This is a genomic window from Flavobacterium algoritolerans, from assembly GCF_030010385.1.
GTDB lineage: Bacteria > Bacteroidota > Bacteroidia > Flavobacteriales > Flavobacteriaceae > Flavobacterium > Flavobacterium algoritolerans.
This window is the reverse complement of record NZ_JASCRZ010000002.1, coordinates 214836-237068: the sequence shown is the minus strand read 5'-3', so window position 1 is coordinate 237068 and position 22233 is coordinate 214836. Positions and strand designations below refer to the sequence as shown.

Annotated in this window: 15 protein-coding genes; all 15 read left to right on the top strand. The window is 34.6% G+C overall.

The genetic code is table 11. From position 1 onward, the window contains the following. Window positions 1-71: 71 nt before the first annotated feature. The 15 genes from QLS65_RS06625 (at window position 72) to QLS65_RS06555 (ending at window position 21956) form a co-directional block, all read left to right on the top strand. Window positions 72-3386 (top strand): T9SS type B sorting domain-containing protein, encoded by a 3315-nt coding sequence (locus tag QLS65_RS06625; RefSeq protein WP_282716103.1) that lies wholly within the window; start codon window positions 72-74, stop codon window positions 3384-3386. Between the two features lie 231 nt (window positions 3387-3617). After that, entirely contained in the window at window positions 3618-4256 is a 639-nt protein-coding gene (locus QLS65_RS06620; protein WP_282716101.1) for a hypothetical protein, read from the top strand. Window positions 4257-4376: 120 nt separating this feature from the next. Further along, window positions 4377-4958 carry an LOG family protein gene (locus QLS65_RS06615; protein ID WP_282716099.1) on the top strand — a complete coding sequence of 194 codons (582 nt, stop codon included), beginning with the start codon at window positions 4377-4379 and terminating at the stop codon, window positions 4956-4958. 29 nt (window positions 4959-4987) lie between these two features. Beyond that, window positions 4988-5467: a DinB family protein gene (locus QLS65_RS06610; RefSeq protein WP_282716097.1), complete on the top strand. Its 480-nt coding sequence runs from the start codon at window positions 4988-4990 to the stop codon at window positions 5465-5467. Between the two features lie 117 nt (window positions 5468-5584). After that, window positions 5585-6031 carry an endo-arabinase gene (locus QLS65_RS06605; protein WP_282712466.1) on the top strand — a complete coding sequence of 149 codons (447 nt, stop codon included), beginning with the start codon at window positions 5585-5587 and terminating at the stop codon, window positions 6029-6031. A gap of 327 nt (window positions 6032-6358) precedes the next feature. Beyond that, window positions 6359-11614: an endonuclease gene (locus tag QLS65_RS06600; RefSeq protein WP_282716095.1), complete on the top strand. Its 5256-nt coding sequence runs from the start codon at window positions 6359-6361 to the stop codon at window positions 11612-11614. A 736-nt stretch (window positions 11615-12350) separates the two neighbouring features. Continuing rightward, a complete protein-coding gene (ppsA, locus tag QLS65_RS06595) occupies window positions 12351-14771 on the top strand; it encodes a phosphoenolpyruvate synthase (protein WP_282716093.1) in 2421 nt (806 codons plus the stop codon). A 12-nt stretch (window positions 14772-14783) separates the two neighbouring features. Next, window positions 14784-15539 carry an SDR family oxidoreductase gene (locus QLS65_RS06590; protein WP_282716091.1) on the top strand — a complete coding sequence of 252 codons (756 nt, stop codon included), beginning with the start codon at window positions 14784-14786 and terminating at the stop codon, window positions 15537-15539. A 35-nt stretch (window positions 15540-15574) separates the two neighbouring features. After that, complete coding sequence (locus tag QLS65_RS06585) at window positions 15575-16033, top strand: OsmC family protein (protein ID WP_233206876.1); 459 nt, start codon at window positions 15575-15577, stop codon at window positions 16031-16033. Window positions 16034-16149: 116 nt separating this feature from the next. Then, window positions 16150-17097, top strand: coding sequence for a thiamine pyrophosphate-dependent enzyme (locus QLS65_RS06580; RefSeq protein WP_282716089.1), 948 nt, complete (start codon window positions 16150-16152; stop codon window positions 17095-17097). Window positions 17098-17125: 28 nt separating this feature from the next. Then, window positions 17126-17431, top strand: a complete 306-nt coding sequence (locus QLS65_RS06575; RefSeq protein ID WP_199074777.1) for a zinc ribbon domain-containing protein — start codon at window positions 17126-17128, stop codon at window positions 17429-17431. A 12-nt stretch (window positions 17432-17443) separates the two neighbouring features. Beyond that, the gene (locus QLS65_RS06570; protein ID WP_282716087.1) at window positions 17444-18442 is read left to right on the top strand and encodes an alpha-ketoacid dehydrogenase subunit beta; all 999 of its coding nucleotides are present in this window, start codon (window positions 17444-17446) and stop codon (window positions 18440-18442) included. 182 nt (window positions 18443-18624) lie between these two features. After that, window positions 18625-19614 carry a 2-hydroxyacid dehydrogenase gene (locus QLS65_RS06565; protein WP_282716085.1) on the top strand — a complete coding sequence of 330 codons (990 nt, stop codon included), beginning with the start codon at window positions 18625-18627 and terminating at the stop codon, window positions 19612-19614. 97 nt (window positions 19615-19711) lie between these two features. Next, window positions 19712-20815: a site-2 protease family protein gene (locus QLS65_RS06560; RefSeq protein ID WP_158234593.1), complete on the top strand. Its 1104-nt coding sequence runs from the start codon at window positions 19712-19714 to the stop codon at window positions 20813-20815. After that, window positions 20802-21956 carry a phospholipase D-like domain-containing protein gene (locus tag QLS65_RS06555; RefSeq protein ID WP_282716081.1) on the top strand — a complete coding sequence of 385 codons (1155 nt, stop codon included), beginning with the start codon at window positions 20802-20804 and terminating at the stop codon, window positions 21954-21956. Before QLS65_RS06560 ends, QLS65_RS06555 begins: the two co-directional genes overlap by 14 nt. The last annotated feature ends 277 nt before the right edge of the window (window positions 21957-22233 follow it).

The window sequence follows — 22233 nt, the reverse complement described above, 5'->3', positions numbered from 1 at the left end:
AATAAGCTAAGAGAATAAAAATAGAATTCAATAATTTATAAACAATTAAAATCTTTAAAGTACTAAATTTTATGAAGACTCTTTTGTTGGCAATTTGTATCTTTTTTTTCACGCTTCCGAATTTTGCTCAAAACGAAGCTTCAAATTGGTATTTTGGAAGATTTGCTGGTTTAGATTTTAGAAATGGATCTCCAATGCTTTTGACCGATGGTAAAATCCAAACAAATGAAGGATGCTCTTCCATTTCAGATTCGGATGGAAATTTATTATTTTATACGAACGGTGTAAAAGTCTGGAACAAGAATCATAATATAATGGTAAATGGCGATGGTCTGAAGGGGCATTGGTCAAGTTCAAATTCTTCAGTTGTAATACCAAAACCAAATTCAAAGAACATTTATTATTTAGTAACTCTAGATGAGCCAAATGACTTGACAGCTGCATATTATCCCAATTCGGATCCAAATCCAAGAAATTTAGATCCATTTGATCTAACTACTGATTCAGACGACGGACTCAATAACGGCTTAAATTACTCCATAATTGACATGAGTTTGAATGGCGGAGAAGGAGAAGTTGTTTCAAAAAACATTCACTTAATCACTTACAATCCATCAGATACTGAACAAAAAAAATATAAGTGTTCAGAAAAACTAACTGCGGTATATAATAGTGATGGCACGGCAATTTGGTTTTTAACGCATTTTATTGATAAATTTTATGTTTTTAAGATCGATAACACAGGAATAAATACAACTCCAGTAATATCGCCTTCAATTTTTACTATACCTATAAATGGCTATTTAAATAATGCAATAGGATGTATCAAGTTTTCTCCAGATGGCAATAAATTGGCAATTGCGAATACTTATATAGGTACTGATTCTAAAACACAATATCCCGGAAATGCATATCTATTTAATTTTGATAATAATACGGGATCAGTGTCTAGTGGAATCAAGATAATGGATGGTGATCATCCTTATGGTTTAGAGTTTTCTCCAAGCAGTCAGGTTTTATACATAAATACCAATAAATATAATTCGTTAACTAGTGACTTATATCAATTTGATCTAACAGCATCCGATATAAGCAACTCGAAATACAGGGCATGGGGAGCTATTGGCGCTGGAGCTTTACAACTTGGAATTGATGGAGAAATTTATATTTCTATGCCTGACAGTTCATCTCTATCTCAAGTACTAAATCCTAATACTTATGGCAGCAATGTTGATATTACATGGTACAATATTGATTTAGAAGGATTTAATCCCCCTTACAGAAAAAGTTTTTTTGGTCTACCCACATTTATACAATCTAATTTTGAACAAAATATAACTTTTGAAGATCTTTGTCTGGGAAGCGACGCTAAATTTAATTTAATTAATTATTCAAGCGTAGATTCAGTTACTTGGAGTTTTGGGGATGAAATCTCTGGAGCGGCCAATCAATCAACTGATTTAAAACCAGTATATGTATTTGTCACCGCAGGTACTTATGAAATCACCGCATCTGTAAAAAGTACAACAGGAACAACACGAATTATAAAAAGAAAACTCGAAATAACAGAACTGCCAACTGCTCACCCTATAAGTGACATTTATGTTTGTGCAGAAGATAATAGTAGTTACTCAAATTGGGTGTCTTCTTTTCCTACATCACATCTTGAAAAAGAAGTTTTGAGAGATCAAAAAAATATGATTATCACTTATTACGGAGCATATGGATCACCAATCTATAATATAAGTAATACTTCAGTGTTTGGTCAAGAAACAATAAAAGTACGTGTTGCAAGTAAAAATAACCCAACGTGTTTTAGTGAAACAATTTTTAAAGTAATAGTAGTTGATGGAGCAAAAGCTTTTCCAATTGATGACATTTATGCTTGCGATAATGACGGAGATGGTTTTGCAGAATTTGATTTAAGTAAGGTCAAAGGAATGATAGCTGGAAGCCAAACAAACATGACAGTTACTATTTTTGACGAAAATAATAATTTAATAAACTTATCCGCAACAGGGACTTATATTAACACAGTTCCGCTAAAACAGATACTCAAGGCACGAATAAGTGATGAAAATGCAAATTGTTATCAAGAAAAGAACTTTAATCTCTTAACTAGTCCCCAGCCTATCGCCCATTCGTTAACTACTTTAATCGGCTGTGATGACAACAACGACGGTATTTCGGAATATTTTGATACATCAAATATAGAGTCCGATGTTTTAGGAAATCAAACAGGAATGAAGATAACTTATTTTGATTCTACAGGAAACCAATTAGCAAATCCACTGCCTAATCCATATACAAACTCCATAGCAAATCAAGAAACTATAACTGTAAGAGTTACAAATCCCCAAACAAATTGTTATACGGAAACATTTCTAAATTTAGTAACCTCAGCAAAACCAATGATTAATCAACCTAAAACGTTATATGGTTGCGATGAGGGTAATGGTTTTGGAAATTTTGATACTTCAACAATTGAAAATCAATTGATAGGAAATCAAGAGAGTTTACTTATTTCATATTCTGATCAAAATGGAAATATATTACCAAGTCCTTTACCTTTAAGCTTTAAGAATACAATAGGATGGTCACAAATCATTAAAGTAAGGGTAGAAAGTAAATTAAATCCATTATGTTATTCTGAAACTAGTTTTAATTTAATTGTAAATGAACTTCCTAAAATAAATATTAAAGACGAATATAATTTATGTGATTTAGAACCCTTCCTTTATCTTGCTACAGATTCAAATTTTGATTCTTGGAAATGGACTTTTGAAAATGGCACCGTTATTTCTAATTCCTTCGAGGCAAATTTAATAGATTCAGGAATTTATACTCTTCGGGTTTCTAAAATAAGTAATGGCATATCCTGTGAAAATTCATTTTCATTTAATTTAATTCGTTCAATTCTGCCTAAAATTAGCGAAGTCAAAACACAAGATTTATCAGACAATAATTACATTGAAATTATAACCGCTGGTAACGGCGATTTTGAATACAGTATTGATGGATTTAATTTTCAAGATAACAACACTTTTTACAACATATTAGGAGGAGTTTATGATGTTCAGGTTAGAGATAAAAAAGGTTGTGGCGGTGATAAACGAGAAATTGTGCTGGTAGATTATCCTAAATTTTTCACACCAAATAATGATGGATATAATGAATATTGGCACATCCTAGCAATAGAAAAGTTTCCAAATTCAGTTACAACTATTTTTGACCGATATGGAAAATTAGTAAAAAGGCTAATGTATAATGATATTGGGTGGAACGGCACTTTTAATGGAGAAAAATTGTTGGCTTCAGATTATTGGTTTACCGTTGAACTAGGAAATGGCAAAAATTTTAAAGGCCATTTTTCATTAAAAAGGTGATTGTTTTTACGATATAATCTTAAAAGTAATTTGCTAACATATGCTATCGGTGATTAAGGCAATTTAAGAATTAGTTTCTATTTGTAAGAATTTAATTATTCAGAAAATCAGACTTAATTTAGTCACAAACCCGTGTAGTACCAAGAACATTGGCGAACAGTTTGAGAGAACCAAAAACATATGAATATATTTAACTTTTATACAAGTAAAAGGCATTTAAAACAATTTGAAATGAAAATTGCAGAATTGTTAAATAATGAATTTCCGGAATTTAAAAAAGTAATTGAAACATCTAAACTTTACGGCATCCACTTTACAGTAAAACCACAAGGAATTTATTTGAATAGATGTTATAGCCCTAAAGTATTTGAAGAAATAAAAAGAAATCATAATACATCTTTCGATTTAAATGGAATTCTTGTTTTTGAAAAAAAATCCAAAAAGCATATTCCTTTAAAGCTACATTATTTTCATAATTCTTTGACAATTATACACATTAATGACCCCAAAAAGTTTCATAGAAATTTTGACTTAAATAATATAAAAGTTGAAGAAATTGAAATCAAACATTTAAACTTACAAAATCCAGATAAAGAAATTGTCTTGAAAGTTCTTAAGAGCATTGATGAACAAAAATTAAACCTTTTGGATATTGAAAACACTTTTAAAATTGAAATAGACAAGAAACTTTTTTATACTATTTTAGATATGGAAGACGGAAACTATATTGCAATTGATAAGCAAGGAAAAATCTATCGATTAAACCACGACAACAAAGAAAGAGTAAAAAAAATAGCAGAAAATCCAATTGGGTTTTTCAAAATATATAGTGGCCTAAAATCTGAATTGGAGAATATGATGAACGTATAAAACCGAACCGCAAACAGCTACTACAACGGATTTGGGCAATTGGCTTAATTTAATCCAAAATTATCTAAATTAGTCTTCCTACAAACTATCAAATAAAAATAAATAATAAACATTTTATACATGAAAAGAATTACTGTGTTCTGTGGATCCAGTTTTGGAAACGAAAAAAATTATGAAATTCAAGCTTTCAAACTGGGACAAATAATGGCCGAAAATAATTATGAACTCGTTTATGGCGGTGCAAAAGTAGGTCTTATGGGAAGTGTTGCAGATGGAGTTTTAAATCATAACGGAAAAGTATTTGGTGTTTTGCCAAGTTTTCTGATGACTAAAGAAATCGCACACGATAGATTGACCGAATTATTCATCGTGGAAAGTATGCATGAAAGAAAGACCAAAATGAATGAACTTAGTGATGGCATAATTGCTTTGCCTGGCGGATTTGGAACCTTGGAAGAATTTTTCGAAATGCTGACTTGGGCGCAACTTGGACTGCATAAAAAGCCAATCGGAATTTTGAATGTCGATGGTTTTTATGATTTACTGCTGGAATTTGTTGCAAACATGGTCGATAAAGGTTTTCTAAAACCAACCAATCAGCAAATGATACTGGTGAGCGATAATGCCGCAGATTTGCTTGACAAAATGGAAAATTATGTCGCTCCCGAAGTTGGAAAATGGATTAAAAAAGGAAATGAATAAGTAAGAGAATCAAGACTTTAATTCAACAAATGAATAACAATCAAAACGCGGTTATCGCATTATTAGCTGAATATAAAAAAGCGATTATTGAATTGCAGCACGTAATTCATGATATTTCAGAGGAGGACTTAACATTTACAGTTGATCATGCGACGACAAATTCGGATTGCAAATCCATCCAAACGATACTTTCGCATGTGGTGAGTTCCGGATATTCTTATTGTGTTTACATTCAGAATTTTAAAAACAAGAATACTGTACGTCCCGAAAAAGTAAATCGGAGTTCCATTGCTGACTATATAAATGATTTAGATAACGTTCTAAAATTCACACAGGAAACATTTGCAACTATTGAGGATGATGTGCTTGAAGAATTAGAGGCTTCAAAAAAAATTAGGACTTCTTGGGGACAACTTTATGATATAGAACAATTAATGGAACATGCTATAGTTCATATTTTACATACAGAAGACAAATTGAGACATTTAAAACCACAATTAAACAACTGAATTAAGCCGCAAACAACTGAGCATTAGTTTGTTTTTATGGCATAAAACAATATATTTACTTAAATTAGCATTAAAACGAGCAAGACAATTATTTCAAACCAAAAAAACACGAACAATATGAAGTGGACAGCATCTTTTTTTCTTATCCTAATTATCAACATGGCAAGTTACAGCCAGAAGATTGATGAATCTGAAATTATAAAAAAACTACTTGAAAAAGAGTCCGCAACATGGAGAGCTGGTGATAGTAAAGGTCATACGGAGTGCTGGCACATTCAACCCTACAGCCGAATATTAATTTCTACTGCTGATGGAGTTACACTTGATATTCCGCCAACAGCTATGATTAACACCAATCCTAGTGCCATGGGAAATGGCGGTTTTTCTGTAAATACAAATTATAAAATGAGTATTAATGGGAATAGTGCCTGGGTAAGCCATGACGAAGAATCTACAGCTAAGGATGGCAAAAAAACGTTTTCCTATGAAATTCGATTACTAGAAAAAATAAAAGGACAATGGAAATTAGTGGGGCAATCCATTCACTTATATAATCCAAAATAATTTTTAAATCTTTATCTTTATTATATTTACTAATTACAGTACAACAATACAATCTCTGTTTTGATCGATTTTAAAAAAATTTAATTTTACTCAAAAAAAGAAGCATTATTTATAGATTTTGTTCTTTTAGATTATTTCTACAGACAAACTAATAAATAATAGTAATACTTTGAATCAACAAATCACTAATTATTTATCAATTCTATTAAATAAACGTTTATAAACCAATATTAAATGTTAATAATTTTAACAATTTGTTAATAGTATTCAGTAAATAAGAAAAGTAATATTTATAGTTTTACAGTCCAACAAATTATTAAAACAATTATGAAGCAATTTTACTTAAAGACACAGTTCTTTCTTGTAGCTGTATTTATTTTTTTAAGTTTTATTTCCAATGCTCAAGTTCCTGCTTATTATAACGGAACTAACATTAGCCAAACAGGAAATGTCTTAAAAACAAGCCTGTCAAATTTAATCATTTCAACCCATTCTACTTATTTGACTTATACCCCTGGAGTTTGGGATGCTCTGAAACAAACTGATTTAGACCCTAACGATCCCTCGAAAGTTTTACTGATTTATGGTTATAATGACAGTGATGCTGATTTAACAAATGACCGAACCCGCTCCAAAGATAAAAATGGTGGAAACCAAGGGGACTGGAATAGAGAACATGTATTTCCTAGATCATTAGGAAATCCTAATTTAGGAAGTGAAGGTCCAGGAAGTGATGCACATCATTTAAGAGCCTCAGATGTAAATTTTAATGCAACTAGAAACAATTATCCTTTTGGTGCCGGGTCTGGAAATGCTAAATTAGTTAACAATATCTTCTACCCTGGCGATGAATGGAAAGGTGATGTTGCCCGTATGATTATGTACATGTATTTGCATTATGGTACACAATGTCTTCCTAGTGTAGTTACTGTAAGTTCACAGAACTACAGTACTGATATGACCGATATTCTACTAGAATGGAGTGCAGAAGATCCAGTTTCCCAAGTAGAAATTAATAGAAATACAATATTAGAAGGAGTTCAAGGAAATAGAAACCCTTTTATTGATAATCCTGCTTTTGCGACAGCAATTTGGGGTGGGCCACAAGCTCAAAATAGATTTGATGGCAGTATTCAATTGGATACAGAAATTCCGTCTGTACCCGCTAACTTGGTTGCCACAAATACAACGGCATCAGAAACTACATTAACATGGGTTCAGGCTACAGATAATGTGGGCGTTTTAGGATACCGAATTTATAACGGAACAGTACAAATTGCTTCTTCTTCAACCCCTAGTTATATTTTATCTGGATTAACAGCTAATACAAATTATACTTTATCCATAAAAGCATTTGATGCGGCTGGAAACATTTCAAACGCTAGTAATAACGTAGCTGTAAAAACTCTAGCTGGAACACCACTACCAACTCCAACTACTTCTGTTGTTTTCATGAACGAAATTCATTATGATAATGCAGGTACTGATGTAGGTGAAGGTGTTGAAATTGCTGGAACAGCTGGAACCGATTTAACAGGTTGGAGCATTATTCCTTATAACGGGAATGGTGGTGCATCTTATACTCCTGCAGGAAGTTTATCAGGTATAATTCCGAATCAGTCTAATGGATTTGGAACTGTTTTTGTATCTATAAATGGATTACAAAATGGAGCGCCTGATGGCCTTGCATTAGTAAACAACTTAGGAAATGTAATTCAATTTTTAAGCTATGAAGGAATTTTTGCTGCTACTAATGGTCCAGCAAGCGGAATGACAAGTACGAATATTGGTGTTTCTGAAATTGGAACCGAAGCAGTAGGCTTATCATTACAGTTGAAAGGGTCTGGAAAACAATACAGTGATTTTACATGGCAAACATCAGTTGCAAGCACGTATGGAAACATCAATAACGGACAATCATTCGCAATGGTTGCCGAGCCTCTTACTCCACCAACAAATTTAGTGGCAACTAATCTTACTGCAACTACTTCAACTTTATCTTGGACAGCAGGAACATCAAATGCTTCTTTTGAAATTTATAACGGAGGTACATTATTAGCAGCTACAACAGCCACTAGTTTTACTCTTACTGGTTTAACATCAAATACTACTTACGCCTTAACAGTGATTGCATTAGATGCTAATGACAACGCTTCAATAGCTAGTAATGTGGTTAGTATAACTACCTTAAATAATACTACACCTACTCCAGCTGGAGCTGTTTTTATCAACGAAATTCACTATGATAATGCAGGAACAGATCTTGAAGAAGGTGTTGAAGTTGCTGGGCTTGCAGGTACCGACTTAACAGGATGGAAAATCATCCCTTACAATGGCAATGGTGGCGCTTCTTATACTCCAATAGGAAATTTATCAGGAACAATTCCAAATCAATTAAACGGATATGGAACAATATCAGTAACTATTCCGGGATTACAAAATGGTGCTCCTGACGGAATTGCATTAGTAGATGCTGCTGGAAAAGTTATTCAATTTCTAAGCTACGAAGGTACTTTTAAAGCGACGAATGGTCCTGCGACAGGAATGACAAGTACTGATATTGGTATTGCTGAGGCAAGTACTGCAACTGTTGGGAATTCTCTTCAGCTTATTGGTAAAGGAACCAAATATACTGATTTTACCTGGGAAGCAGCTGCAAGTACTTTTGGAAAACCTAACAAGGGAGAAAAGTTTGGTAATTTAGTTTTTATCAATGAAATTCATTATGACAATGCAGGAACTGATATTGCTGAAGCAGTAGAAATTGCTGGTTACTCAGGAACTGATCTAACAGGATGGAGTATCATTCCATACAATGGATCAGGAGGAGCTAGCTATACTCCAACAGGAAATTTATCCGGAATTATTCCAGATCAATTAAATGGTTATGGTACTGTATCTGTAAACATTGCTGGATTACAAAATGGTGCTCCTGACGGAATTGCATTAGTAGATGCTGCTGGAAAAGTTATTCAATTTTTAAGCTACGAAGGTACTTTTACTGCTACTAATGGTCCTGCTGCAGGAATAACAAGTACAGATATAGGTATCGCTGAAGCAAGTACAGCAACAATAGGAACTTCATTACAATTAACCGGAGTAGGATTTACTTATGCTGATTTTACTTGGCAAGCAGTCAATAATACTTTTGGAGCTATAAATAAAGGACAGTTTTTTGGTAATGCTTCTGATATACTGGTAGTTATTCCAATTGCTGAAGCTAGAGCAAAAACGGATGGAGAAATTGTAACCGTAACTGGAGTTTTAACCGTTTCTGACCAATTTGCAGGATCAGCTTACCTACAAGATGCTACAGGAGCGATAGCAGTTTTTGACAAATCAGTTCATGGAACTGGACTTTTTAAAATAGGAGATTCTATCACAATTACAGGAACTAGAAGTTCTTTCAGCGAACAAGTACAAATAAGCCCAGTAAGTGCGGTTACCAATAATGGATTACCTAATCAACCTATTGTGCCTCTTACTATCACTTTGAGTGAAATGGCAAACCACCCTGCTGAATTAGTTCGCATTGAAAACACAACTTTTCCTAAGCCTGGCGCCATGATGTTTGGTAATTCAAACACTGCTATTACAGATGCTAGTGGAACAGCTCAATTGAGAATCGATGCAGATGTAAATGATCTTACAGGTTTTGCGCAACCAGAAAATTGTTCAGAAATAATAGGTGTTGTGGGGAATTATTTTGCAACTCAACAACTATTACCTCGAATGAGAACAGACTTACCTTGTGCAAATAAATATGAACAAACTGGTAATGATTTAGCAATTTCAAAAGAAAAAACTTTGGATATCGCTACTTGGAACATCGCTTGGTTTGGTGATGAAACCAATTCGCCTGCAGCAGGAAACACCAACCCTGATGCCATACAAAAAGCGGCTGTCAAAAATGTTTTACAGCAATTAGATGCTGATATTTATGCTGTAGAAGAAATCTCTGATGATGCTTTGCTTGCTCAGATGGTTAGCGAAATGAATGATTACAGTTATGTTTTATCAGAGGCTACGTCATATCCTAATGATTTTAGTAGTCCAAAACAAAAAGTTGGATTTATTTATAAAAATAAAACAGTAACTCCGTTGAATACCAAGGTGCTTTTGAAAACCATTCATCCTTTTTATAATGGTGGCGATGTTTCTGCACTTGTAAATTATCCTGATGCTGATAAATCTAGATTTTTTGCAAGCGGTAGATTGCCATTTATGATGACTGCAAATGTTACAATTGATGGTAATCAAAAACAAATCAATATTATTAATCTTCATGCAAGAGCAAATACCAGTGGTGATGCGCAAAGCAAGTATGATATGCGTAAGTTTGATGTAGAAGTTCTAAAAGACACATTGAGTGCACAATATCCCGATGCAAACTTAGTATTACTAGGAGATTATAACGATGATGTTGACTATACAGTATCTGATGTAACAACTACAGTTTCAACTTATGAAGATTATGTAAATGACAGTTCTAATTTTAATGTACTTACTAAAACATTGAGTGAAGCTGGCTTTAGATCGTATGTTACTTATGAAAACATGATTGATCATATAACAGTTTCTAATGAACTTGCTCATTTATACATCAATGAATCCGCTAGAGTACATTATGAGTTTTACACCAGTGATTATACAAAAACAGCTTCGGATCACTTTCCAGTTTCTGTAAGATTGCAATTAAAAGAATTTACTCTTGACGCTAGCAGTGCAACAAATATTACTTGCAATGGCGAAGCTAATGGTACTGCTACTGTTTCTGTTTCAGGCGGAATTGCACCATACACCTATACTTGGAGTACTGATGAAATTACAAATACAAACTCCGTATATAATCTTGATGCAGGAACTTATACTGTAATTGTAAAAGATGCTTTAAACAATAAATTGACTGCTAATTTCATTATAACTGAGCCTTCATTGATTACTATTCCATCAACAAATGAGGTAAATGTATATTATGGTTACACTAATGCTTCCTGCACGACACTTTCTGCCGGTACAGTAACTGGAGGAGTATTACCTTATACATACCAATGGAGCAATGGAGCAACCACAAGTAGTATTGCAGTTTGTCCTACGGCAACTACTACATATACACTAATTGTGAAAGACGCTAACGGTTGTATATCTGCCACAGAAAAGATTGTCAATGTAATTGATGTGCGTTGTGGTAGTAATTCAAAAAATCCAAAAGTGGAAATATGTCATAACGGAAAAACAATTTGTATTGATGAAAATGCTGTTGCAAGCCATTTAGCCCATGGAGACAGTTTAGGTAATTGTGCAGCAATAAATAAAGATTCAGTATCGATAACTGATGTAAATGTATTTCCAAATCCATTCGTAGAAAGTGTAGATGTAAGCATTAACATTTCTGAAAATACAAAGGTTGACTTTTTACTTTATAACTTCAACGGACAGATTGAAAAACAAAGCAGTCAAGAAGTTAAAGCTGGAAAATCAATTACAAAATTAGAATTTTCAGAATTGAATAAAGGATACTATTTCTTGAAAATCGCTATAAATGGTAAAGTCAAAGATATCAAATACTTGATTAAACAATAATTTTTTATAAAGAGATAAAAAAATTCTCTCTATCCAATAAATCAACTATAGCCATCAAAAGTAATTTTGATGGCTTTTTTTTTGATCGGCTACAGCTATTATTTACATTTTAATTCTACTCCAACTTTTAAGAAAACAAAAAAGAATTATTTACATAATCTAAAACATTATTTGCAATCAAAAAATACTAGGTATTCTATATTGATTTAAAAAAACAACTATCAATGTCCGCTTTTGTATTGAAATGACTAAACAAGATGCGCAAACTTATTATCTTTTTAATTTTAATCAGAAAGCATTTCGGCTTAAACCTATCAGGATTTTATACTTCCAGACTAGTAGGCGTTTCCATGAGAAACAGTAGTTATTCTCATATCCAAATGAAACAATAGCATCACCTTTTTTGCTGATGCAAAAGGCAATAAAACAAATAGTACAACCTTAATACAACAAAACACAAACATCTGTATATTAAATACTTAAAATAAAAAATATCGAAAAAAAGTATGTTTTTTGTACCGATGAAATAATTATTTGTTTAAATTTACAGTATTGGTTTAAACAGGCAGGAACACCTACTACCTCATCTTTTAAACTTGATATGTAAATTTCAAACCTACTTCTGAATTACAAAATTTACTATCCTAATTAACTAAAAAATCCGCCCCAGTAATTTTCTATTGTTTCTAATCTAGCATACCAATAATGGTCTGTTTATACTTAAAAAACATACGAAATGGGGAAGTACAAATACATACTGTTTTTTGACCAAATTGGTATTGATGCTATTGGTAAAGTTGGTGGCAAAAACGCCTCTCTCGGCGAAATGTACAATCAACTCAATCCAATAGGGATTCGTATTCCTAATGGGTTTGCTGTGACTGCTGAAGGATATCGTCTTTTCAGGAAAATGAATACTCTGGAAAAACCATTGAAGGATTTATTATTTTCATTAGATACACAGCACTATTCCAATCTTTCTTCCATTGGAGAAAAAGCCAGAAACCTTATTTTATCAGCTGCCATTCCGGACGAAATTCGGGATGAAATTTACGCTGCCTACCAATCCCTTAGTGAACAATGCAACAGCAATACCCTTGATGTGGCAGTGCGAAGTAGTGCTACATCTGAAGATTTACCAACTGCGAGTTTTGCAGGCCAAATGCAATCGTTTTTGAACATCAAAGGTGCCTCCCAATTATTGGATGCAGTTCATCGCTGTTTTGTATCCTTATTTACAGATCGAGCCATCAAGTACCGTCATGACATGGGTTTTGCCGCATTAGACGTTGCCATTTCTGTTGGCGTACAGCAAATGGTACGAAGCGATAAAGCTTCGTCCGGCGTTGCTTTTACCATTGATCCCGACAGCGGTTTTGAAAACACCATCATCATCAACGGGTGTTGGGGATTAGGAGAAAATATTGTTCAGGGAACTGTGACGCCTGATGAATGGATGGTTTTTAAACCTACTTTAGAAAATCCGGATTTGAATCCCATTCTGAAAAGACAGTGCGGGAGAAAAGAATTCACGATGATTTATGCTGAAAAATCAGCAACCACATCGGCAGAAAATACCATTATCAACACCGATACATCTTTCGAAAAACAAAATCAGTTTTCGTTAACAAATAAAGAAGTTATTCAACTCTCCCAATGGTGTTCTAAAATTGAAAAACACTATAAAAAACCAATGGATATTGAATGGGCAAAAGATGGTTTGAATAACCAACTCTATATCGTTCAGGCTCGTCCGGAAACCGTTCATGGAAAAGCCAATAAACAAGTTCGGGAAATTTACAAACTCAAAGAAAAAAGCACCCTTTTGACACAAGGAATTGCGCTTGGCGATAAAATTGCTTCCGGAAAAGCGCGTATTCTAAACAGTCCGCAAGAAGGCGATTTATTGCAAAATGGGGAAATCATAGTAACCGATTTGACTAATCCAGATTGGGATCCCATTATGAAAAGAGCATCGGCAATCATTACCAACAAAGGCGGACGTACCAGCCATGCTGCGATTGTTGCCCGAGAACTGGGAACTGTTGCCGTTGTGGGTTGCGGAAACGCTACTTCTGTTATAAAAAATGGTCAGGAAATCACCGTTTCCTGTGCCGAAGGCAAAGAAGGAAACATCTACGACGGAAAATTGAAATGGGAAGTATCAGAACAGGATTTCAGTAAACTTGAAATGCCTAAAACATCTCCCATGCTTATTCTGGCCGATCCCGAAAGAGCGTTTGAGTTAAGCCATTATCCCAATCAGGGCGTGGGTTTGATGCGAATGGAATTTGCCATTTCGAATACTATTAAAATTCATCCGTTGGCGTTGTGCGAACCTGAAAAAATAACAGATGAGAAAATTATTTCCGAAATAGCCGCAATGACAAAAGGCTATGAAGATCCTAAAAACTATTTCATTGATAAACTGGCCGAAGCTGTAGCAATTGTTGCCGCCGCTTTTTATCCAAAAGAGGTAATTGTTCGAATGAGTGATTTTAAAAGTAACGAATATGCCAACCTCATCGGAGGGAAATATTACGAGCCCGATGAAGAAAACCCGATGATTGGTTTCCGTGGTGCCTCGCGTTATTACAGTGATTTCTATCGAAAAGGGTTTGCTTTAGAATGCGAAGCCATGAAAAAAGTACGAAACGAAATGGGACTGCACAATGTAAAACTGATGATTCCTTTTTGCAGAACCGTTGAAGAAGGTGAAAATGTACTTACCGAAATGTCTAAAAACGGATTGGTGCAAGGCATTAACGGATTACAGGTATATGTCATGATAGAGATTCCGAGTAATGTATTAATGGCCGATGAATTTGCAAAACTCTTTGACGGATTTTCTATTGGTTCCAATGATTTAACGCAACTCACATTAGGTTTAGACCGCGATTCCGCACTGGTAAGTTATTTGTTCAGCGAAGAAAATCCTGCTGTCAAATCTTTAATTAAAGAAACGATTCGGGTGGCCAAACGTTTTGAAATAAAAGTGGGATTGTGCGGACAAGCTCCGAGCGATCTCCCCCAATTTGCGAAATTTTTAATTAACGAAGGCATTGACAGTATCTCGTTTAATCCAGATGCTTTAATAAAAGGAATTGAAAATATTTTGGAAGCGGAAAAGAAAACAAAAAGAAAAATTCTAATGTAAATCGATTTGATTATGGAAGCAACATTCAAAAATAAAGTAGCCATCGTGACGGGTGGTTCCTCAGGAATCGGTAAATCTACTACCTTGGCTTTTGCTCAAAAAGGAGCTAAAGTAGTTGTCGTAGATTGGATAGAAAACAGTGAAACAATGAACCTCATCAAGGATTTAGGTGCCGAAACCATTTTTATCAAATGCGATGTATCAAAAACCGAAGACGTAAAAGCGATGGTTGAAAAAACTATTGAAACTTTTGGCCGTTTGGATTATGCTTATAATAATGCCGGTGTTGAAGGAAAATCTGCTGTTACACAAGATTGCACCGAAGAAAACTGGGATCGAACCATAGGTATCAATTTAAAAGGAATTTGGCTATGCATGAAATATGAGATTCCCGAAATAGTAAAACAAGGCAAAGGAGCTATTGTGAACTGTGCATCTGTAGCCGGATTAGTCGGATTCGCTGGTTTACCTGCTTATGTAGCGTCTAAACACGGCGTTATTGGATTATCAAAAACAGCAGCTTTAGAATGTTCTAAACTAGGAATCAGAATAAATGTCGTTTGCCCAGGAGTGATACAAACACCTATGATTGATCGACTTACCGGAAAAACGAAAGAAGCAATAGAACAATTTACAGGTTTAGAGCCAATAGGACGTTTTGGCAAACCCGAAGAAATAGCAAATGCAGTGGTCTGGATGTGTTCAGACGAAGCTTCATTTGTAACTGGACATGCAATGGCAGTAGATGGCGGATTTGTCGCACAATAATTTTTGAGTTTTAATACCACTAAAAAATGTATAGAATGTATACTTACGAAGTAAATCTAAAATGGTCCGACAAAAGGAAAGGGATCTTAAGTTCTCCCGTTTTGCTTCAAAATATTGAAGTCGCGACACCTCCTGAATTCCCGAAAGGAATGGATAAAATTTGGTCTCCAGAGCACCTGTTTGTTGCCGCAATAAACAGTTGTCTATTAACTACTTTTCTGTCGATTGCCGAAAATTCAAAACTTCAGTTTATAAGTTTTGAGAGTAAATCAACTTGTATTGTCGATAAAATCAATGGGAAACATACTATAACCGAAATCATTCTTCAACCCAAACTCGTCATCCATTATTCCCAAAAACCAGAACGGGCAAAACATATTTTGGAGTTGAGTGAAAAGGCCTGTTTGATTTCGAATGCTATCAAAACTACTATTCGGTTAGAGCCAGAAATAATTATTGAGTATAATCTTGTTCCACTTGGCAATTCTTTCTAGAATAGTATTCAGAAAATATTTCCAAAAAAACAGAGCATAATTATCCGAGTACTAGATTTCAATAGTGGCACAAGACTAAAATAACGAGTCAAAAACTGATTCAAAAAACATAATTCATGGATGCGAAAAAAGGACTTTTACTTTTGTATCAAATGCTGCTCATTCGGCGATTTGAAGAAAAAGCTGCTGAGTTATACACTAAAGCCAAAATCAGAGGATTCCTGCACTTATACATTGGTGAAGAAGCCACAGCAGTAGGAATAATGCAGGCTTTAACTGATAATGATACTGTATTGAGTACCTATCGGGAACATGGTCATGCTTTGGCACGTGGCATTGATCCTGATGTAATTATGGCAGAAATGTATGGAAAAATAGAAGGCTGCAGCCGAGGTCGAGGTGGCTCCATGCATCTTTTTGATGCTTCAAAAAATTTTCACGGAAATAATGCTGTATTGAGTGGCAATCTTTCAATAGCTGTTGGAATGGCATTGGCATCCAAAAAACAAAAGAAAAACAACATTATCTGTTGCTTCTTTAGCGAAGAAGACATTACCAAATGTGAATTTCAAGAAGCTCAGAATCTGGCGGCACTCTGGAAAGTTCCTGTTTTATTTGTCTGTGAAAATAATCTGTATGCTAAGGGCAACGCAGTCCGATATTCGCATACTGTAGCAGAATTAGAAAAAAAAGGCATTGCATCTTCAGCCGTTGATGGAATGAATTTAATAAAAGTAATGCAGGCTGCCAATGCAGCTGTAGAAAAAATTAAAAGTACCGGAAAACCCTATTTACTGATTTGTAACACCTATCGTTTTAGGGCATACTCCATGTTTGATGTCGAATTATACCGTGCTAAAAAGAAAGTGGAAGAATGGAAAAGACGAGATCCGATTCCGCAATTTGAGCAGTTTCTTTTGCAACAGCAATGGATTACGGAAAGTGAGATTGCTGGTTTTGAAAGTAAAATAAAAACAAAAATCCAGAAAGCACTGGATTTTGCCGAAGAAAGCGCTCGGGAACCATTAGAGCAATTGACAAAATTTGTTTACACCGAAATTTAAACTATAAACATTAAAATCAAAAAACACCATGAAAAACTTTACACTAAACTCATTGAAAGAAAACAGAATGGAAGACATCCAATTTTGTCAAAGTTGCGGTATGCCTCTTCATGCAGACAAACTAAAAGGAACCGAAAATAACGGTATCAAAAGCAATGACTATTGCAAGTATTGTTATGTGAACAGTGATTTTAAAAATCCGGAAATGAATCTGGACGACATGAAAAATGCTGTACAAACCTATATGGAAAAAAGAAAACTTCCCAGTTATATGATTCAAAAAGCCGTAAATATTTTACCCGCTTTAAAACGTTGGAAAAGCAAACAACAATAATCAATCCTTCTCATGAAAAGCAACATGGCCACACAATCCATCACCTATCGTGAGGCTTTGAATCAAGGCCTTCGCGAAGCATTGCAAAATGATAAACGCGTCTTTTTGATGGGCGAAGATGTGGGCCGTTATGGAGGAGCTTTTGCTGTAAGCAAAGGATTATTGCAGGAATTTGGAGAAGAACGCATTATGGATGTCCCACTTTTAGAAGCTGGTTTTGTTGGAGCCGGGATTGGAGCAGCAATGGCTGGTATGAAACCCATTATTGAAATAATGACAGTCAATTTCAGTCTATTCGCAATGAATCAAATTGTGAACAATGCGGCTACTTTACAGCACATGTCCGGCGGACAATTGAATGTTCCTCTAATTATACGAATGGGAAGTGGTATTGGACGCCAGTTAGGAACACAACATTCGCATAGTTGGGAACCTTTTTATGCACACATTCCAGGATTAATTGTCCTATCAGTGGGAACGCACGAAGATGCAAGAAGTATGCTGTATGCCGCCCTACAAAGTCCTGACCCTGTGTTATTGTTTGAATATACGATGCTGCTTAATCTCGAAAAAGAAATAGCGACTGATTTGCCAATTGCCTCTATTGCTAAAGCCAAAGTGTTACGAGAAGGAAAGGACATTTCGATTATCACTTACGGAACCGGAGTGTATAAAAGTTTAGAGGCTGCTGCCGAATTAGCTACCGTTGGGATTGATGCAGAAGTCATTGATTTACGCGTTTTGCGACCATTAGACGAGGCTACTTTCTTGGCTTCGATTGCCAAAACACATAGGGTATTGATAGTAGAAGATGCTTGGCGCTCTGTGAGTATTTCCTCGGAAGTGAGCGCACGTATTATGGAAAACGGCTTTTATAATTTGAATACTCCCGTACAACGATTGTGTGGTATTGAAGTCCCTATTCCCTACCCTGCACATTTGGAAGAAGCAGCCATTCCTCAAAAAAATGATATCATAAGTGCCGTAAAAAAGATGCTTTATCGGAATTAATTTTTTTGATAAAAAACACCAATTTGAAAAGCAACATAAGCATCCGTTTGCTCTTTAAAACTGCTGATTAAAAACAACTTATATTCATTAAATTTAAAAATAAGAATTGAAATTACTGAAACAAGTTTGCTAAAAATTCACTACCTTAACAAGTATTTTTTTAGAAATGAAAAACAGCAAAAATGAAAGTATTAGTCTATAGCATATTGGGTTTTGATAAGGCTTTCCTTGAAAAAGCACCGCATGGTAATCACGAATTAGTTTTTACGGAGCAACCTTTGAATGAAAGTACCGCAGCCCTTGCCAAAGGATTTGATGCTGTTTCACTTTTTACTTCGGATGATGCTTCAGAGACAGTATTGCAGAAACTATATACTTGTGGCGTCAAATATATTGCCCTGCGTTCCGTAGGCTATGATCATGTTGATTTGGCCCGAGCAAAATCATTAGCGATGAAAGTGGCAAATGTTCCTGAATATTCGCCTTACGCCATTGCTGAACTCGCCGTGGCCTTGTTAATGGCACTAAACAGAAAACTGGTTTTAGGTCAGACGTTAATGCAAATTGGCGATTATCGTTTGGATCATTTGGTGGGTTTTGATTTGCATGGAAAAACAATAGGTATTGTAGGAACTGGAAAAATAGGAGCTGCATTTGCAAAAATAATGCATGGTTTTGGCTGTAGAATAATAGCCTTTGATATTAAGGAAAACAAGGAACTCATGGATGAAATTCCAATTACTTACGTTTCACTAAAAGATTTATGTGCCACTGCTGATGTGATATCCGTTCATTATCTACTCAATGGGACAACAAACCATCTGTTTAATAAAAGCACATTTTCATTAATGAAAAAAGGAGTGATTTTTATTAATACTGCCCGTGGAGGAATTGTAAATACCAAAGACTTATTAGAAGCAATCGAAAATAAAACCATTGGCGCTGCAGGATTAGATGTTTACGAAAAAGAGAAACCAATATTTTTTCAAGATCATACTGATACTCCAATACATGATGATTTGTTTTTAAAACTTCGTTCCCATCCTAATGTGATGATTACCGGACATCAAGGTTTTTTGACAAACGAAGCATTAGAGGGAATTGCACACACTACAATTGCAAATTTGAATGCATGGGCCTATAATGGTATTTCTGGAAATGAGGTGAATTGATACCTGTTTTGAAATCATTTATAAACGAATAGAATATTTTATTGTTTGTCTGTTTTTTATAATCATGCTGCGTTTAGCAGTATTAAAAACTCAAAAGATGAAAGGATCCTTTAAACTCGGAAAAGTATCTGGTATTGGAATATTCATACACTGGACATTCACTTTACTTATTCTGTTTATCATTTTCATGAACTACAAATCAGGGCAAAATGTTACTCAAATAATATGGTCTGTGGTGTTTATCTTGTGCATTTTCGTTACTGTTTTATTACACGAACTAGGTCATGCTTTAGCCGCAAAAAATTACAACATAAAAACCAAAGACATCACCCTTTTACCCATTGGCGGATTGGCCAGACTGGAACGATTACCAGAAAAACCATCCGAAGAATTAATAGTTGCTTTTGCGGGGCCTTTGGTAAATATTACATTGGCCTTTATCACAGGGATTTTCATTACGATTCCGGATACTTCAGAACAATTAATGGCAGAATTATCTAATGGCGTGAACGCGAATAATTTCTTTCTTAATTTCTTTTTAGTCAATTTCTGGTTGGCACTTTTCAATTTAATCCCCGCATTCCCTATGGATGGCGGCAGGATTTTACGGGCGCTGTTATCGTTCAAGTTACAAAGGCATGTTGCCACAAGAATTTCGGCACGGATAGGACAACTATTGGCAATGGGATTCATTATTTTTGGATTTTTCACTTCTCCGATTTTAGTTTTTATCGGTATTTTTGTCATTATTGGAGCTCAGGTTGAAGCAGATTATACGGAGTCTAAGTTTATCTTAAAAGGCTTTAAAGTCCATGATGTTGTCATGAAACAATACCCGACGATTGATGCAAATGATACTGTAAAAACAGCAGTTGAATTGGTATTGGACAGCCAAAACAAGAATTTCCTGATTACTGAAGAAGGTATTCCGGTAGGAACACTGAATCGGGACCAAATTATTATGGCACTTTCAAAAAAAGGAGATGATGAATTTATTTACAACGTCATGGACCGAAATTTAGTTTACCTCGACAGCGATTCTCTTTTAGAAAAAGTTTTTGAGCTCATTCAACTCAATAAATCAAGATTAATGCTCGTTATGGAAAATAATAAAGTTGTTGGTATTTTAGATGTTGAAAATCTTATGGAATTTCTTTTAATTAACGAAGTGAAAATAAATAAAGCCCATGATAGAAAGTAAAAATAGCCTTATTGCTCCAAAAAATCTGGAGCTTGTTTACAGTGGCGAAGATTATTTTTCTAGATTAGAGGCTATTATTCGGAATTCACAGATTGAAATTCACATGCAAATGTATCTTTTTGAAAACGATGCAACCGGAAATAGAATTATTAAAGCATTAAAAGAAGCCGCTTCGCGTAAGGTTCAGGTTTATGTCCTTTTGGATGGTTTGGGGTCTTTATCATTTCCCTCAGAAATACTAAAAGAAATGAGACAAAGCGGCATAAACATTCGTTTTTTTGCTCCTTTATTTTCAACCTATACCTTTTATCTTGGCAGAAGACTACACCGAAAAGTTATTGTTGCTGATGCAAAATTCGTGCTTATTGGCGGTATAAATGTAGCCGATAAATATTGTGGTTCAGATACAGAAGCTCCTTGGCTCGACTATGCTGTTCAATTAAAAGGAGAAATTGCCGAACCGCTTCAAAAATTGTGTACCGATATCTATTTCAAAAAAAGACACTTACACAACAGCAAAATAAAATCTTCTTTTCTTGTTCAGGAAGATGCCATGGTTCGCATTCTTCAGAATGACTGGTTAAAAGGCAAAAATGAGATTTGTGATGGGTATATAAAATCGATTAGAAATGCGAAAAAAGACATCATTATTGTGGGAAGTTATTTTCTGCCTGGGATTCGAATCATTCGAGCCTTGAAAAAAGCATCTAAAAATAAAGTAAAAATTAAATTAATTCTTTCGGGAAAATCAGATTTACCGCTCACAAGGCGCGCTACCTGCTATCTCTATGACAAACTGCTTAACTATAATATTGAATTGTACGAATGGGACCAATCCGTCTTACATGGAAAAGTGGCCGTAATAGATGGCAATTGGACCACAATAGGATCATTTAATCTAAATAATTTAAGTTCCTACGGAAGCCTTGAAATGAACGTTGAAATAAACTCTGCTTTATTTTCTAAAATGTTTCAAGCTCACCTCATCGAAATTATTGCTCAATGCCAAAGCATAACACTCCAATCACTCAAAACTAAGAACAATCTATTTACAAAATCCATTAACTTTCTTTCGTATTGCGTTACCCGAATAATAGAAATAATTGTCACCTATACTCCCTATAAGCGATTCAATAATTGATTTATAAAATTGAAATCAAGGGTTGAAAGTCTTTTTTTGTGCCAAAACAAAAAAGTATATTCTGTTTCTAAAATCAAAATCATTGTTGAAAAAATTATCACTATTAGTACTGTTAATAAATTATTTTTAATTAACTTTATATATGATTTTTAATCATTTAAAGCATTAATAATAAGCATTTTATAAATAAATAACAATGGAACCACACCGACTAAAAACTAAAAAAAAAGAGGATTGGATTCAAAAAGATTTGGAGAGTAAAATTCCCAAATTAAGC

Excerpts from the sequence above, each read along its gene's own strand:
- QLS65_RS06625 (WP_282716103.1), top strand. The coding sequence starts at position 72 with ATGAAGACTCTTTTGTTGGCAATTTGTATCTTTTTTTTCACGCTTCCG.
- QLS65_RS06620 (WP_282716101.1), top strand. The coding sequence starts at position 3,618 with ATGAAAATTGCAGAATTGTTAAATAATGAATTTCCGGAATTTAAAAAA.
- QLS65_RS06615 (WP_282716099.1), top strand. The coding sequence starts at position 4,377 with ATGAAAAGAATTACTGTGTTCTGTGGATCCAGTTTTGGAAACGAAAAA.
- QLS65_RS06610 (WP_282716097.1), top strand. The coding sequence starts at position 4,988 with ATGAATAACAATCAAAACGCGGTTATCGCATTATTAGCTGAATATAAA.
- QLS65_RS06605 (WP_282712466.1), top strand. The coding sequence starts at position 5,585 with ATGAAGTGGACAGCATCTTTTTTTCTTATCCTAATTATCAACATGGCA.
- QLS65_RS06600 (WP_282716095.1), top strand. The coding sequence starts at position 6,359 with ATGAAGCAATTTTACTTAAAGACACAGTTCTTTCTTGTAGCTGTATTT.
- ppsA (WP_282716093.1), top strand. The coding sequence starts at position 12,351 with ATGGGGAAGTACAAATACATACTGTTTTTTGACCAAATTGGTATTGAT.
- QLS65_RS06590 (WP_282716091.1), top strand. The coding sequence starts at position 14,784 with ATGGAAGCAACATTCAAAAATAAAGTAGCCATCGTGACGGGTGGTTCC.
- QLS65_RS06585 (WP_233206876.1), top strand. The coding sequence starts at position 15,575 with ATGTATACTTACGAAGTAAATCTAAAATGGTCCGACAAAAGGAAAGGG.
- QLS65_RS06580 (WP_282716089.1), top strand. The coding sequence starts at position 16,150 with ATGGATGCGAAAAAAGGACTTTTACTTTTGTATCAAATGCTGCTCATT.
- QLS65_RS06575 (WP_199074777.1), top strand. The coding sequence starts at position 17,126 with ATGAAAAACTTTACACTAAACTCATTGAAAGAAAACAGAATGGAAGAC.
- QLS65_RS06570 (WP_282716087.1), top strand. The coding sequence starts at position 17,444 with ATGAAAAGCAACATGGCCACACAATCCATCACCTATCGTGAGGCTTTG.
- QLS65_RS06565 (WP_282716085.1), top strand. The coding sequence starts at position 18,625 with ATGAAAGTATTAGTCTATAGCATATTGGGTTTTGATAAGGCTTTCCTT.
- QLS65_RS06560 (WP_158234593.1), top strand. The coding sequence starts at position 19,712 with ATGAAAGGATCCTTTAAACTCGGAAAAGTATCTGGTATTGGAATATTC.
- QLS65_RS06555 (WP_282716081.1), top strand. The coding sequence starts at position 20,802 with ATGATAGAAAGTAAAAATAGCCTTATTGCTCCAAAAAATCTGGAGCTT.